We start from the raw sequence: 14129 nt of genomic DNA, 5'->3' as shown, positions 1-14129 counted from the left end.
CTAACGCGGGTATGTCAACCGGTGTCATAAGTCTGATTGAGACAGCCGGAGCAGTGCGGCATTCTTGTAACAGTGCAGGGAACGCGACCATGCTTTGAGCCTCCCGCCATGCAACTTTGTGCGCCGCACAACGGTTCAGGACCGATGATACAAAAATTGAAAAAGGAGCTGGCGCATGCCGGGCCTCCTCTCGATTCGCCCAAGAGCCGTGGCATGCGTACCGGGCTTGCCGGTTGGCTCGGCGCAGGCACGGCCGCACTGGCGGCGAGCGCGGTGGTCAATGGGATCAACGCACGGCGTGCCGAGGCAAAGACGCCGCCGGCTGGGGCCTTCATCGAGGTGGATGGCGTACGCTTGCATTATGTCGAGCGAGGCGAAGGACCCGCCGTCGTGCTGCTCCACGGCAACGCCGTGACGTTGCAGGACTTCCAGCTCAGCGGCGTCCTCGATCTTGCCGCAAAGGGCCACCGCGTGCTGGCGTTCGATCGGCCGGGGTTCGGCTATAGCGAGCGTCCCCGCTCGACGGTCTGGACTCCGGCGGCCCAAGCCAGGCTGCTCGCCCGAGCGCTCGAGCAACTGGGCGTCGGGAAGGCCGTGATCCTGGGCCATAGCTGGGGCACCCAGGTCGCGCTCAACATGGCGCTCGATCATCCCGAGGCCGTCAAAGGCCTCGTCCTGATCTCCGGCTATTATTACGGGACCATGCGTCCGGACGTCATTCCGGCCTCGCTTCCTGCCATTCCGGTTGTCGGCGAAGTGATGGCCTGGACGATATCCCCCCTCATGGGTCTTCTAAGTGGTCCGGCAGGACTGAAGGCCGCGTTCGCCCCGGCGCCCGTTTCCGACAAGATGGCGGACTTTCCGGCGGGAATGGCTCTGCGGCCTTCGCAGATCCGCGCCACTGCGGCGGAAGCGGCCCTGATGCTGCCGGCCGCAATTGCCCTCGCGCCACGCTACGCGGAGCTGGATGTGCCGATGATAATCATGGCGGGCGAAGGCGACCTGATTGTTCACCCGGCGAAGCATGCGGAGCGCCTCGCCCAGGACATTACCGGCGCGGAACTACGGATGGTGGCCGCGCAGGGGCATATGCTGCATTTTGCCGTCCCCGAGCAGGTGACCGCCGCGCTCGCGGAGCTCGCCGAGCGCTAGGCGGCTTCGTGCGGCCCCGGTCAGATCGCCACCCGCCCCGTCACATGCTCAGTTTCCAATACGGGAGCCTACGCTCCCCATCGCGGCGGGGTTGATGAGCCTGACCTCGTCGGCGCGGCTTGCGTCGATGCTCGATTTGCTCGTGCTGTTGTACAGGGTCCAGTCCAGGCCCTTCTCTCCCTGCACCAGCACGATGCCGGGCCGTGCCGACCTTCATGATCGTACCCGGACGCCAATTCAGCCCGCCGCTGGTCCAAATCAGCACGGACTTGCCGACCGCAAAAGTGGAGGGAGCCCCCCAATGGCACTCGTTCGTCCCACCGAGGCGCCGGAGCGCGAGGGAGAGGCATGGGTCCACGGCCAGCCAGGCGGGCTGGCCGGGGGCTTGCACGACCGCGACGTTAGGAAGGCGGGCCTCGATCATGGCCACGATCTCGGGCGAACTCGATTTGCGCGCATAGTCGATCAACGGACGCGGCGTTTCAAAGCCGACGACATATTCCTCATAGGTCTCACCGCGGGGTCCGCACCGCGCTCCAGCAGGTAGCGTACCGCTTCGGCCCGCTTGAATGCCACTGCGGTGGAAAGGGCTGTATCGCCCCTGTGGTGATAGTTCACGTCAAAGCCTGCATCCAGGTACTCGCGCAGCAGTGTGATGTTGGCGTCGGTCGCAGCGGCGAAAAGCCGCGGTCGCCGCCCGGTCCATATCCTGCGCCGCCAGCGATACCATCACGATCGCAATCGCTATTGCCGAACATCCTGCATTAGGCGCTCCACCCGCCTAAACCGTTGGAGTGGCGGGGCGTTTCGGGGCTTGTCGAGCAATTGTTCGTATAAGCCAAACGGGGCTAGCTCGCTGTTCGAGACATGATAGGCAATGCCTGAGCAGCACGCTTGCGACCTCGTCCCGGGGAACTTGATTGGCCGACCAACTTGCAGAGACCGCCTGGGCGATTCGCTATTGGCGGCCCGATGCCCGGCTGGCTCCTTATGTTTCGGGGTATCACGACTTCAGCATAATCGTGCCCCACGGCAAGCGGCAGTTGGACACCTTCTTTCCCGGATGGGCGAACATTCGCATGACGTTCGATGCCCAGCCCTGGTCGATCAAGATCGGCAGGAAGATATTCGATCCCGTGCCAGAAAACGCCCTTTTCGGCCCCACCAGCCACGCCGGCTATTCCAATGCGGGCACAGGGCGGCTTGTCGGCTTCGGGCTTACTCCGGCAGGCTGGGTGCAGTTCTTTCCAAACAAGGACCTGTCGCGATTTGCGGACCAAATCGTGGGGCTCGAAACAATATTGCCCGACTGTGCGAACCTCCGTCATGCTCTAGAGGCGGCGCCGGACGTGCCTGCGGTGCTCGACGCGTACCTTCTTGGTCGCCTGCAGCCTCAAGCACCGGAAAATTCGCAGATCGCGCATCTCGCGGCAGTACTGGGAGACGCATCGATCTTGACCGTCCAGCAACTGTCGATCCGGGTGGGCCTGACCCCAGGGCAACTCCTTCGCCTGGCAAAGGTCGCTTTCGGCTTCACCCCGAAATTGCTGTTGCGGCGTGCGCGGTTTCTTCGAGCCCTGGACGCGCTGGAGACAGTCGAGCGCGGCCATTGGAAGGACGCCGCCGCCCAGGCCGGCTATTGGGACGGATCGCATTTCCTGCGCGACTGCCACTTGTTCATGGGGCAGCCCCTGGGCGACTATCTGAAGATGCCGCGGCCAATCAATCGCGCCTCTCGGCAATTGCGTGCGCAGGTGCTGGGCGCGCCTATGCAGTCGCTGCATCAACCCGATCCGCCAGCTTAAGCGATCACCCAATTGTAAAAAATTTCTATGTTTAAAATATACGCTAACGTGTAGATATTTGGCAGAAAATTCTGGACAGCGGTAGCGCGTGCCAGCGTGCGGGCCTTCGTGCCCGGCGATTGATGCTGCCAAAAGGGGAGTTGATCATGTCAATGCATCTAACTCGGTTTGCGTTGGGCTCGTTCGCTGTCGCTGCCGCCTTTTACAGCACGCCCGCCACCGCGGGCACCGGCTGCAACGGCGTAGTGAATGTCTTCGTGTGGGGCTGCGCACCCTGGGACAATAATAACGGCCCCCAATACCCTTATTATCGCAAGAAGGCAGTGGTCCTCCCGGCAAAGGGCACCCAGATCGTCACCAAGGACGGCATCCGGATGGCATTGCGCAACGGCACTTATTATCCGCTCATCGGGCAGGACGGAGCCGGCATCATCAGCCGCGACGGCGCCGGCGTGATCGGACAGGACGGCGCGGGCTTCCGCGTGTGGTCGCAATGACCGCTGGCACCGCAACCGGAACGCTCCGCATGGAGTCCCTTGCAAGCGCGCTTCTCGCAGCTGTCGTCACTTCGGCATTCGCGGGCGCGGCAAACGCCCAGACGTTCAACCGCTTCGACAAGGTCGAGGCCGAAACCGACCTCGGTCAGCCTTGGCGCCCCTGCCATGTAAACGCCGCACTGAAAGGCGCGTACGACGTCGTATGCGACGACTATGTCAATTATATCGTCTACGACACGCGGGTGCGAAAGGCCGGCGGTGCGCCAGCCGCTGCAACGGCCGCCAGCCCGGTGACCCCGGGCGATTGGAAAACCGGCGATCTCGTCCTCGTTTCCCCGACCTCGATGCACAGTGATTGGCGGTTATGCGCCTATCATCGCCCCGTGCAGAACGGCCATGAGGTCGTCTGCGCAAACCGCCAGCACACCATCGTCGTCGGGAAAAGCGATTGGATCAGAGTCGATCCCGACTTCCCTGCTGCGGCTGCAGCAGCCGTCGGCGCGGAGCCGCAGTCGTGAAGCGCCCGGTTTGCGCAGGGCTCGCCATAGCCGTCGCCAGCCTTCCGGGCGCTGCCCTGGCTCAGGCCTGGAAGCCCGGCGAGATCGTCCTTGGTTCCCCCACCACGATTCAGGCGGGCTTCCGTCGATGCGAGGTGATCCGCGGCCCGGAAGCCAATAATTATTTCGTTCTCAACTGCCTGCAGTGGTTCCTCGATCATAATGGCAAGAAGAAGCGGTACGAGGCAGTGACTCGCGTGTCCGGCGATTGGATCAAGCCCAACGATCCCTCGTTCGAGCCCGACATGCAATTCGCATCGGTTCGCGCCGCTGCTGCAACGGCCGCTCGTCCCGCCCCTCCGCGCGCCGCTCCTGTCCAGGCGGCGGGCGGGCCGGCAAAGGCCGGTTCGTACCATTGCGTGTTCTTCATCAACGGAATGCTGCAAACCGTGCCGGGCTTCACGCTGATAGGGAACGGATATCGACATCAAAATGGCGGCGGGGGGACCATCCGGCGCGTGGGGGGCACGATCGAATTCGTAGGCGGGCCGCTCGACGGCCAGGCGGGCAAAGTCGGCCCGAACACGGTCCATCTCTATAACGACAAGCGCACCCGCACGGTCATCGACTGCGATACCAAGGGCTAAACCGCTAAGCATGCCGAGCGGGGCAGCGCCCAGCCGGCCTGTCCTCCACGCCCGCGGCGAAGGGAATGCAATGATCTGGCTGAAGATCGTCATGATCATCTTCATGACGATAGGCTTATGGCGCAGCGTGCGCGCGATGGGCTTGCCGGTTCTGTTCCAAGGGCGGCGCTATTTTCGCCAGCCGGACGGACGCTACCGGCGCTGGTACGGCGGTCGTGCGAAGCTGCCCGAGGAGATCGGGTTGTCAGCCAAGCCGCCTGCCGATCACCGACTGCCACTTGACCAGGGCTGATCTCACCTGCCGAGACCGCAATAATGGGGCGTGACGCCGGCCGGATGCCGCCGCTTGACTCGCCCCGTGCGCCTGAACATCGTTTGGTGACCGCAATCGGAGCGGCGCAGGAGATGTCCATGAAGTCGTTGCTCGCGCCGCTCGCCGTCTTTCTTGCGCTGCAGGCATGTTCGCCTGTGTCGCCGCCCGCTACGACTTCGGCGCCCGCCTCCGGTGAGTTGCCCTCTCGCGGCCAAGTGCTGCGCTCCATGGAGCGAATGGCGGATTGGCAGCTGAGCCATCTGGGCGATCTGAGCTACATCCCGCTCGCGAGTTCGAGCACAAGAAACCCGCGCGACTGGCAGCAGGCCGCGTTCTGGGTGGCCCTGACGCATCTCGCCGACCGCAGCGGCAAGACGGCCTACCGCGACGCGATTTTCACGAAGGGGCGCGAGCTGGGCTGGAAGCTGGGCGACAGGCTCTATCATGCCGACGATCATCTGATCGGTTCCGCCTGGATCTGGGCGGCGCGTCACGGCGCCGGGGCGGAGGCCATCGCCCCGACCCGCGCGGTCTTCGATCAGATCCTTGCCGCGCCCAAAACGCATGACCTGGCCTTTTCCACACAAAAGGGCGATCCGTCCTGCACCACGCGCTGGTGCTGGTGCGACGCCTTGTTCATGGCCCCGCCGACGCTTGAAGCCCTGAGTCGCGACACCGGCGATCCCCGCTATGCGGCCTTCTCGCATAGCGAATACAAGGCGACGGCCGATTATCTGTTCGATTCGGCCGACCAACTGTTCTTTCGCGACAGCCGGTTCTTCGACCGGCGCGGCGAGCATGGCGAAAAGCTGTTCTGGAGCCGCGGCAATGGCTGGGTGATATCGGGCCTGGCGCGGCTGATCCCGGAAATAGCGCCCAACGACCCCCGCCGGACTTATTATATAGACCTGTTCAAGGCGATGGCGGAGCGGCTTGCGCCTCTCCAGCGCGCCAACGGCTATTGGCCGCCTTCGTTGCTGGGCGATCCGGAACGCTCGCAGGACGAATCGAGCGGAACGGGCTTTTACGTCCACGCTTTGGCCTGGGGCATCAAGGCGAGCATCCTGGAGCGAGATCGCTTCCTTCCCGAAGTGGCGCGCGGCTGGGCGGCGCTGGAGCGTGCGATACAGCCAGACGGGCGGCTAGGCTGGGTCCAGCAGGTCAGCGATCGGCCCGAGGCAGTGAAGGCAGAGGACACCCAATTCTATGGCGTGGGCGCCTATCTGCTGGCCGGTGCGGCGGTTTACGATCTGGCGGGTAAATGAGACCGGCGGGCCTCGCCAGTTGATGAGGCCCGTTTCACACCGATCCGATTCTCAGGCGCTTGGCGACGCTGTCACGCCGCGCGTCCAGTTCGCCGCGCGTGCGCTCCATCGCTTCCAGCTCGGTCGCCTCGAGCAGATCATCGACCACACCACGCAAATGACTCCGCATCGCGGCCCGCGCGGCATTGGGATCGCGCGCCCGAAGCGCCGCGAGAATCGGCCGGTGCTCCTCCACCCGGGGCATAACACCGCCGCGCTTGGCCCGGGCGAACATGTTGGCGCAAAGCGGCGACTTGGTCCTCAGGTCCCACAGATATTCGACTACGCTCCGGATCGCGGCATTTCCCGTGGCGTTGGCGATCGCCAGATGGAAGCGGTGATCGGCGTCCATCACCGATGGGTTGCTCGAATCGTCCGCCGCCATTTCCGCGACCAGCCTGTCTAGTTCGTCGAGCTGCTCGTCGGTGATCGAAACCGCCGCGAGCGCCACCGCCTCGCCTTCGAACAATATCCGCGCCTCGGTCAGGTCGAACGCGCCCACGTCGAAGTTAAGCGCATCCTCGCGCGCGCCGGTCCCGTGATCGCGCCTGGTGACATAAAGGCCCGAGCCTCGCCGCGCCTCGATCCAGCCCTTCATCTCGAGCGCGATCATCGCTTCGCGAATCGTGGGGCGGCTGACCTTGTAATCCTCGGCCAGGTCGCGCTCGCCGGGCAGGCGAGTGCCGGGGGACCAATGCCCTGCTTCGATCCGTGCCGTTATCGACGCCGCTACTCGCTGGTAGAGCTTGTTGCCCGTGATTTTCATTATTGCCCCCTAACCCATATGCCGCAGGTTGACACCGTCGGCCAGACAATAGGATATTGGTCAGGCCACTTTCCGGGGAATCCGTACTTGCCGCACATAATCAATGCCCGCGTCATCGTGACCTGTCCCGGCCGCAACTTCGTCACGCTCAAGATCGAGACCGATCAAGGTGTCTATGGGATCGGCGACGCCACGCTTAACGGGCGCGAACTGGCCGTCGCGAGCTACCTGACCGACCACGTCATCCCGTGCCTGATCGGGCGCGACGCGCATCGTATCGAGGACATCTGGCAATATCTCTACAAGGGCGCCTATTGGCGCCGCGGGCCGGTAACGATGAGCGCGATCGCAGCGGTCGACATGGCGCTGTGGGACATCAAGGGGAAGGTGGCAGGCCTTCCTGTCTATCAGCTGCTGGGCGGAGCGAGCCGTGAAGGCTGCATGGTCTATGGCCACGCCAACGGCGCAGATATCGAAGAGACGATCGAGCGCGGGCAGGAATATCTAGAGCAAGGCTATAAGGCCGTGCGGCTGCAATCGGGTGTGCCGGGCATCGCCACCACTTATGGCGTGTCGGGCGAGCGCTTTTATTACGAGCCGGCCAAGGGTTCGCTGCCCGACGAGACAATCTGGTCGACCTCCAAATATATGAACCATGTGCCCAAGCTGTTCGAGAGGGCGCGCGATGCGCTGGGCTGGGATGTCCATCTGCTCCACGATGTGCATCATCGCCTCACTCCGATCGAGGCCGGAAGGCTGGGCAAGGACCTCGAACCCTATCGCCTGTTCTGGCTCGAGGATACGACGCCGGCGGAAAATCAGGCTGCGTTCCGGCTGATCCGTCAGCATACGACCACGCCGCTAGCCGTGGGAGAGATCTTCAATTCGATCTGGGACGCCAAGCAGCTGATCGAGGAGCAGTTGATCGACTATATTCGCGCCACCGTGGTGCATGCCGGCGGCATCACCCATCTGCGCCGCATCGCCGCGCTTGCCGATCTCTACCAGGTCCGCACCGGCTGCCACGGCGCGACCGATCTCTCGCCCGTCACGATGGCCGCCGCGCTCCATTTCGGCCTGTCGGTGCCCAATTTCGGCATTCAGGAATATATGCGGCACTCAGCCGAGACCGACGCGGTTTTTCCGCATGGCTATTCGCTGACCGACGGCCTGATGCACCCCGGCGAGGCACCTGGCCTCGGCGTCGATATCGACGAGGAACTGGCGGCGAAATACGAATATAAGCGCGCCTATCTGCCCGTGAACCGGCTGGAAGACGGGACCATGTTCAATTGGTGAGCCGAGTGAACTCCGCCGGGCCGAGCGCCGTGTGCGTGAAGCGCGCTTCGCGGATCGCGCCGTTGAATGGATTCACCCGGTTCATGCGCATGCCCGCCGAAGCTCGGCCCGGGCCCTGCGGCGTGAATGGCGTCGCCACCTCCATCTGAAGCTGCCCATCGACGAACGAGCGATAGGTCGTGCCGTCATAGCTCTGGGCGACATGATACCAGGCGCCGATCGGAAATGTCTTTTCCGGCGCCATCATCGTCTGCCGATAGCCTTGCCCGACCATGAAAGCGTCGAGATACCAGCGGTCTTCGACAACGCGGATTTCGAACAGCATCCGCGTGCTTCCCTTGCCTGGCGCGACTGCCGGCTGCTCGTCCGATTCAAGATGGAACCAGCGCTGCTCGAACGCGCCGCCTTCCGGGCGGAATACAGCCTCGAACGTAAACTGCTTCGCGCCCGCCAGAGGATGTGCGCCGATGAACACTCCGTCATCGACACCGTCGAACGCCATCGCCTTACCGAACGGGCTTGCGACAAGCTTGGGGGCGCCCGCGATCTCGACGGACAGCCCCCAGACCCCGCGCAGATTGTCGAAGGTCCACACGCGGGCTTTCGGAGTCGCAAGGGCGCGCAGCGGCGCCACGCAGGCGGCACCAACGCCCCCCGCGAGCAGCCCCCGGCGATCGAGCTTGTACATTGCTTTTCGCCCCCTAGGCCGGCTTGCCGTCGATACGGCGGGGAAGGGCAGCATCTCCATCGCGAAGCTCCTCGGGCAGGAGCGCCTCGGGGAGGTCCTGATAGGCCACTGGCCGCAGGAACCGATCGATCGCCAGTGTCCCCACCGAAGTGCTGCGCCCGTCCGAAGTCGAAGGGAACGGTCCGCCATGCACCTGCGCGTCGGTGACTTCGACGCCGGTCGGCCATCCATTGGCGAGGATGCGCCCCGCAAGGCGCTCGAGTCGGGGCAACAGGCGCTTCGCAAGCTCGGTGTCGCCCTCCTCCAGGTGCAGCGTGGTCGTGAGCTGCCCTTCGAGTAGGTCGACGACCGACAGCATCTCGTCCAGATCGGCGCAGCGCACGAGCAGCGAAGCCGCGCCGAACACTTCCTCGGCATGGCTCGGATCGGCGAGGAAGTCCTTGCCGGTCATCGTGAACAAGGCCGCCTGGCCGGAAGTAGGCCCACCGGCCTCCTGGCCCTGCGCCACGCAGCTGAGCGCCGGCACGGAGGCCCAGCGCGCGACACCCTCGGCATATGCCTTGTGGATTCCGGGCGTAAGCATGACCTGCGAGGGCGCGCCGGCCATCGCATCGCTCGCGGCAGTGACGAAGCGGTCGAGCGCCGGGCCTTCGATGGCCAGGACCAGCCCGGGATTGGTGCAGAACTGCCCCGCGCCCATCGTCAGGCTGCCGACAAATGCGGCGCCCAACGCTTCGGCGCGCGCATCGAGCGCGGCGGGAAGCAGGAAGACCGGATTGATGCTGCTCATCTCGGCATAGACCGGGATCGGCACGGGGCGATTGGCCGCGAGCTTCATCAGTTGCGTGCCCCCGCCGCGCGACCCGGTGAATCCGACCGCCTTGATCCGGGGATCCGTAACGAGCGCCGCACCGACCGAATTGCCGGGCCCGTTGATGAGCGAAAACACGCCGGCGGGCATGCCGGTCTTCTCGGCCGCGCGCGTGATCGCGCCGGCGACCAGTTCAGCGGTCCCCGGATGCGCGGAATGGCCCTTCACCACCACGGGGCAGCCCGCCGCCAGTGCCGACGCGGTGTCGCCCCCGCCCACCGAGAAAGCGAGCGGGAAGTTGCTCGCGCCGAATACCGTGACCGGCCCAAGCGGCACCATCCGCATGCGCAAGTCGGGCTTGGGCGGGGTGCGCTCTGGCATCGCATGGTCGATCCGCACGCGAAGATATTCGCCGAGCCGAAGCTCCTTGGCGAAAAGGCGCATCTGGTTTGCGGTGCGTCCGCGCTCTCCCGTCAGGCGCGCTTGCGGCAAGCCGCTCTCCTGCATTGCGCGCTCGACAAGAGCATCGCCCAGCGCCTCGATCTCATCGGCGATGGCATCGAGGAATTCGGCGCGCTTTTGCCGTGGCAATGCCGAATAGATCGGGAAAGCGGCTTCGGCTGCCGCGCATGCGGCCTCGACATCGTCAAGCGTCGCGACGCTGAAGCCCGGCTCGATCTCCGCACCCGTTGCCGCGGCCACCGCGCGGAAGCCCGCGCCGTCACGCTTCACTCGCTTCGAAGCAATGAACAATTCCCCGGTCAACGCCATTTGCAGATCTCCTCAACTTCGTAGTCGAGCCGGTACACGAAACCGCCGGCATAGCGCACGAAATAGGTTGCGGCAGGGCCTGGCGCAAACAATGGTCAGACAAAATATGCATTGTTGCACGGGTTGCGAGGGCGCTAGGACCGAACGATGCAAGCCAGCGCCAAGACCAGCAAGGCACCCGATGCCCGCGCCCGGCGGAAATCGCTGCGCCTGCATGGCACGATCGCACGCGACCTGGGCATTCTTATCGTTTCGGGCCGTTATGCACCGGGCGAAACACTCAACAACGAAGTTGCCGCCAGCGACCGGCTTCACGTTTCGCGAACCGCCTATCGCGAAGCGCTGCGCATCCTGGCGGCCAAGGGCCTGGTGGAATCGCGCCCGCGGACCGGCACGCGCGTCAGCGAGCGCGCCAAATGGCATTTGCTCGATCCCGATGTGCTATCCTGGATCTTCGAGTTCGAGCCCGACGACCACTTGCTCGCCAGCCTGTTCGAGTTGCGCAAGATCGTTGAGCCGGAGGCGGCAAGGCTCGCCGCGGAGCGCCGCACCGATACGCATCTCACGCAGATGTCCGATGCGCTGGCCGGGATGATGCGCCATACGCTGGCCGTGGAAGAGGGCCGGCTGGCCGATCAGAACTTTCATGCGGCTCTGCTCGATGCTTCGGGCAATCCCTTCCTCGCTTCGCTCACCAGCAGTGTCAGCGCGGCAGTGGCCTGGACGACGATCTTCAAGCAGCGCAACAGCCCGTTACGCCGGGACCCCCTGCCCGATCACCAGCGCGTATATGACGCCATCGCGGCCGGGGATGCCACGGCGGCGCAACGTGCGATGGCCGATCTCGTCGAAATGGCGTTCCTGGATACGACGCGTTCGCGCACCCCCAGGACCCGGCCGCCAGCAGCGTCCGCAATATAGCGAGCCGTGTCTCGGGGGCGTTGCTGTGGCCCGAATCCTGATATAGTCTGATTATTGAATTTCGCGGGGAGAGGATATGACGCTGCGGTTAGTGCAGTTTGCCGAATCGAACGGAGCTCGCGGCGTAGCCCTCCTTGCGGGAAATACCGCTGCGACGCGCATCGACGGGATCACCACTACCTATGAACTGGTCCTGGCTGCACTACGCCAGGGAGTTTCTCTCGCTGCGGCGGCGCAGGAGCGCGCCGGCGGCCAGGTTGATCTTGCCGCGGCCGAGGCGGAGGGCCGGCTGCTCGCCCCGATCGACCATCCCGATCCCGCGCATTGCCATCTCTCCGGCACTGGCCTCACCCATCTCGGCTCGGCCGAGGGGCGCGATCAGATGCACAAGGCCGCGGCGGGGGGCACGCTCACCGATTCGATGCGGATGTTCCTGATGGGCGTGGAAGGCGGCAAGCCCGAAGGCGACGTGCCCGGCGTCCAGCCCGAATGGTTCTACAAGGGCGACGGCACTGCCCTCGTCGGCACTGGCGCTCCTTTGTGCTCGCCCGATTTCGCGCTGGATGGCAGCGAAGAGCCCGAGATCGCCGGCATCTACGTGATCGACGACGCAGGGCGTCCGCGCCGCATCGGCTATGCGCTGGGCAATGAATTCTCCGACCACATCACCGAGCGCGGGAATTATCTGTGGCTGGCGCACTCCAAGCTTCGCCACGCGTCGCTGGGTGCGGAGCTGCTGACAGGTGAGCTTCCGGCGGACGTGCGCGGCGCCAGCCGAGTGATCCGCGACGGCGCGTTGCTGTGGGAAAAGCCGTTCCTTTCGGGGGAGGCGAACATGTCGCACGCGCTCGCCAATCTGGAGCACCATCATTTCAAATATGCGCAGTTCCGGCGGCCCGGCGACGTGCATGTTCATTTCTTCGGCACCGCGACCCTGTCGTTCGCCGACGGCATTCGCACCCAGCCCGGCGACGTGTTCGAAGTATCGGCGCCGCCCTTCACCATCGCCTTGCGCAACCCGCTGACGCGCGCGGCTCCCGAGGACGCGACCGTCCTGCCCCTATAGTTCGACTTATGCGCGCCGCCGTTAGGCCGCGATGACAGGAGAGTGAGATGAAATTGCTGAAGCACATGCTCTTGCCCGCGCTGGCGATGATGGCGCTCGCCGCCCCGGCGGCAGCGCAAGCCCCGGCGCAGGCGACGCTCACCGTGGACATGGAAAAGCCCGGCGCGAAGATCGAGCCCGCGGTCTATGGCCAGTTCGCCGAGCATCTGGGCCGCGGCATCTACGAAGGCATATGGGTGGGCGAGAAGTCGCCGATTCCCAACACCAACGGATATCGCAACGACGTGACCGCGGCGCTCAAGAAGCTCAAAGTGCCGGTGATCCGTTGGCCCGGCGGCTGCTTCGCGGACGAATATGACTGGCGCGACGGCATAGGCCCGCGCGACAAGCGCCCCATCCGCGTCAACAACCATTGGGGCGGCGTCACGGAGGACAATGCCTTCGGCACGCACGAATTCATGAACTATTCCGAGATGGTCGGCGCCGACGCCTATGTCGCCGGCAACATGGGCTCGGGCACTCCGCGCGAAATGGCGCAATGGGTCGAATATATGATGCACACCCAGGGAAGCCTGGCGGAGGAGCGCAAGCGCAACGGCCGCGAGCAGCCGTGGAAAATCAAATATTTCGGCGTGGGCAATGAAAGCTGGGGCTGCGGCGGCAGCATGCGGGCTGAATATTCGGCCGATCTCCACCGCCGCTATCAGGAATTCATCAAGACGCCCGTGGGCGCGCCCAAGGTCATCAAGGTAGCCACCGGCGCCAACGCGGCGGACTATAATTTCACCGAAGTGCTGATGCGCGAAGCCCGCAACAGGATGCAGGCGCTGAGCATGCATTATTACACCCTGCCCACGGGCAAATGGAACAAGAAGGGCGCCGCGACGGGGTTTACCGAGGCGGAATGGGCCTCCACGCTTTCCCGCGCGATCTTCATGGAAGAGCTGGTTTCCAAGCACGCAGCGGTGATGGACAAGTACGATCCGCAAAAGCGGGTCGCGCTCTATGTGGACGAATGGGGTACCTGGTACGACCAGGAAGCTGGCTCGACGCCGGGCTTCCTCTATCAGCAGAACAGCCTGCGTGACGCGCATGTCGCCGCGCTGACGCTCAACATCTTCCACCGCCACACCGATCGCGTGAAGCTCACGGCCATCGCGCAGATGGTCAACGTGCTTCAGGCGATGATCCTGACCGACAAGGAGAAGATGCTGCTTACGCCGACCTATCACATTTTCGAAATGTACCAGCCGTTCCAGGGAGCGACGCCTTATCCGGCGACGGTGCAGGGCCCGGCCTATGCCAATGGCGAATTCTCGATGGCGATGGTGGACGCATCGGTGGCGCGCGGGGCCGACGGAAAGCTCTATGTCGCGCTGGTCAATGTCGATCCAAGCAAGCCGGCGCGCGTCACTACGGCCCTGACGGGCAAGGCGCGCGGGCGGATCATCACCGGGCCGTCGATCGACACGCACAACACGTTCGACAAGCCCAACACGATCCAGCCCGGCCCCTATGCGGGCACGACCGTGAACGGCAAGCTTGTGTTCGACCTGCCGGCGAAATCGGTCGCGGTCGTAATGGTCGAATAG

General features: G+C 64.3%; 15 protein-coding genes. 11 read left to right on the top strand and 4 right to left on the bottom strand.

The features are described from left to right. Nucleotides 1-213 precede the first annotated feature (213 nt). The gene (locus tag VF617_RS14295; protein WP_331015580.1) at nucleotides 214-1152 is read left to right on the top strand and encodes an alpha/beta hydrolase; all 939 of its coding nucleotides are present in this window, start codon (nucleotides 214-216) and stop codon (nucleotides 1150-1152) included. 465 nt (nucleotides 1153-1617) lie between these two features. On the opposite strand, the gene VF617_RS16525 is transcribed toward VF617_RS14295, so the two are convergent. Next, nucleotides 1618-1860 carry an ankyrin repeat domain-containing protein gene (locus tag VF617_RS16525; protein WP_414714072.1) on the bottom strand — a complete coding sequence of 81 codons (243 nt, stop codon included), beginning with the start codon at nucleotides 1858-1860 and terminating at the stop codon, nucleotides 1618-1620. Nucleotides 1861-2072: 212 nt separating this feature from the next. On the opposite strand from VF617_RS16525, the gene VF617_RS14290 reads away from it, so the two are divergent. The 6 genes from VF617_RS14290 (at nucleotide 2073) to VF617_RS14265 (ending at nucleotide 6176) form a co-directional block, all read left to right on the top strand. Continuing rightward, nucleotides 2073-2957, top strand: a complete 885-nt coding sequence (locus VF617_RS14290) for a helix-turn-helix domain-containing protein (protein ID WP_331015579.1) — start codon at nucleotides 2073-2075, stop codon at nucleotides 2955-2957. Between the two features lie 146 nt (nucleotides 2958-3103). Further along, complete coding sequence (locus tag VF617_RS14285; RefSeq protein WP_331015578.1) at nucleotides 3104-3454, top strand: hypothetical protein; 351 nt, start codon at nucleotides 3104-3106, stop codon at nucleotides 3452-3454. After that, nucleotides 3451-3972: a hypothetical protein gene (locus tag VF617_RS14280; protein WP_331015577.1), complete on the top strand. Its 522-nt coding sequence runs from the start codon at nucleotides 3451-3453 to the stop codon at nucleotides 3970-3972. The genes VF617_RS14285 and VF617_RS14280 overlap by 4 nt, the downstream gene beginning before the upstream one ends. Next, nucleotides 3969-4598: a hypothetical protein gene (locus tag VF617_RS14275; protein ID WP_331015576.1), complete on the top strand. Its 630-nt coding sequence runs from the start codon at nucleotides 3969-3971 to the stop codon at nucleotides 4596-4598. Before VF617_RS14280 ends, VF617_RS14275 begins: the two co-directional genes overlap by 4 nt. Before the next feature lie 70 nt (nucleotides 4599-4668). Continuing rightward, nucleotides 4669-4890: a hypothetical protein gene (locus VF617_RS14270; protein WP_331015575.1), complete on the top strand. Its 222-nt coding sequence runs from the start codon at nucleotides 4669-4671 to the stop codon at nucleotides 4888-4890. Between the two features lie 119 nt (nucleotides 4891-5009). Beyond that, nucleotides 5010-6176: a glycoside hydrolase family 88/105 protein gene (locus VF617_RS14265; RefSeq protein ID WP_331015574.1), complete on the top strand. Its 1167-nt coding sequence runs from the start codon at nucleotides 5010-5012 to the stop codon at nucleotides 6174-6176. 34 nt (nucleotides 6177-6210) lie between these two features. Here the strand turns inward: VF617_RS14265 and VF617_RS14260 are convergent, their stop codons facing one another. Continuing rightward, nucleotides 6211-6981 carry a FadR/GntR family transcriptional regulator gene (locus VF617_RS14260; RefSeq protein ID WP_331015573.1) on the bottom strand — a complete coding sequence of 257 codons (771 nt, stop codon included), beginning with the start codon at nucleotides 6979-6981 and terminating at the stop codon, nucleotides 6211-6213. Nucleotides 6982-7068: 87 nt separating this feature from the next. On the opposite strand from VF617_RS14260, the gene manD reads away from it, so the two are divergent. Beyond that, nucleotides 7069-8280, top strand: a complete 1212-nt coding sequence (gene manD / locus VF617_RS14255; protein WP_331015572.1) for a D-mannonate dehydratase ManD — start codon at nucleotides 7069-7071, stop codon at nucleotides 8278-8280. Here the strand turns inward: manD and VF617_RS14250 are convergent. Beyond that, nucleotides 8270-8968 carry a LamG domain-containing protein gene (locus tag VF617_RS14250; protein WP_331015571.1) on the bottom strand — a complete coding sequence of 233 codons (699 nt, stop codon included), beginning with the start codon at nucleotides 8966-8968 and terminating at the stop codon, nucleotides 8270-8272. The two genes, manD and VF617_RS14250, sit on opposite strands and share 11 nt — an antisense overlap. A 13-nt stretch (nucleotides 8969-8981) precedes the next feature. Next, the gene (locus VF617_RS14245; RefSeq protein WP_331015570.1) at nucleotides 8982-10550 is read right to left on the bottom strand and encodes an aldehyde dehydrogenase (NADP(+)); all 1569 of its coding nucleotides are present in this window, start codon (nucleotides 10548-10550) and stop codon (nucleotides 8982-8984) included. A 147-nt stretch (nucleotides 10551-10697) separates the two neighbouring features. On the opposite strand from VF617_RS14245, the gene VF617_RS14240 reads away from it, so the two are divergent. The 3 genes from VF617_RS14240 to VF617_RS14230 all read left to right on the top strand — a co-directional run bounded on the left by VF617_RS14240 (nucleotide 10698) and on the right by VF617_RS14230 (nucleotide 14129). Next, entirely contained in the window at nucleotides 10698-11471 is a 774-nt protein-coding gene (locus tag VF617_RS14240) for a FadR/GntR family transcriptional regulator (protein WP_331015569.1), read from the top strand. 76 nt (nucleotides 11472-11547) lie between these two features. After that, nucleotides 11548-12537, top strand: coding sequence for an AraD1 family protein (gene araD1, locus VF617_RS14235; protein ID WP_331015568.1), 990 nt, complete (start codon nucleotides 11548-11550; stop codon nucleotides 12535-12537). A 47-nt stretch (nucleotides 12538-12584) separates the two neighbouring features. Next, nucleotides 12585-14129, top strand: coding sequence for an alpha-N-arabinofuranosidase (locus tag VF617_RS14230; RefSeq protein ID WP_331015567.1), 1545 nt, complete (start codon nucleotides 12585-12587; stop codon nucleotides 14127-14129).

Origin of the sequence: Sphingomonas sp. (genome assembly GCF_036388215.1) — a bacterium.
GTDB lineage: Bacteria > Pseudomonadota > Alphaproteobacteria > Sphingomonadales > Sphingomonadaceae > Sphingomonas.
This window is presented reverse-complemented; position numbering and strand designations above follow the sequence as displayed.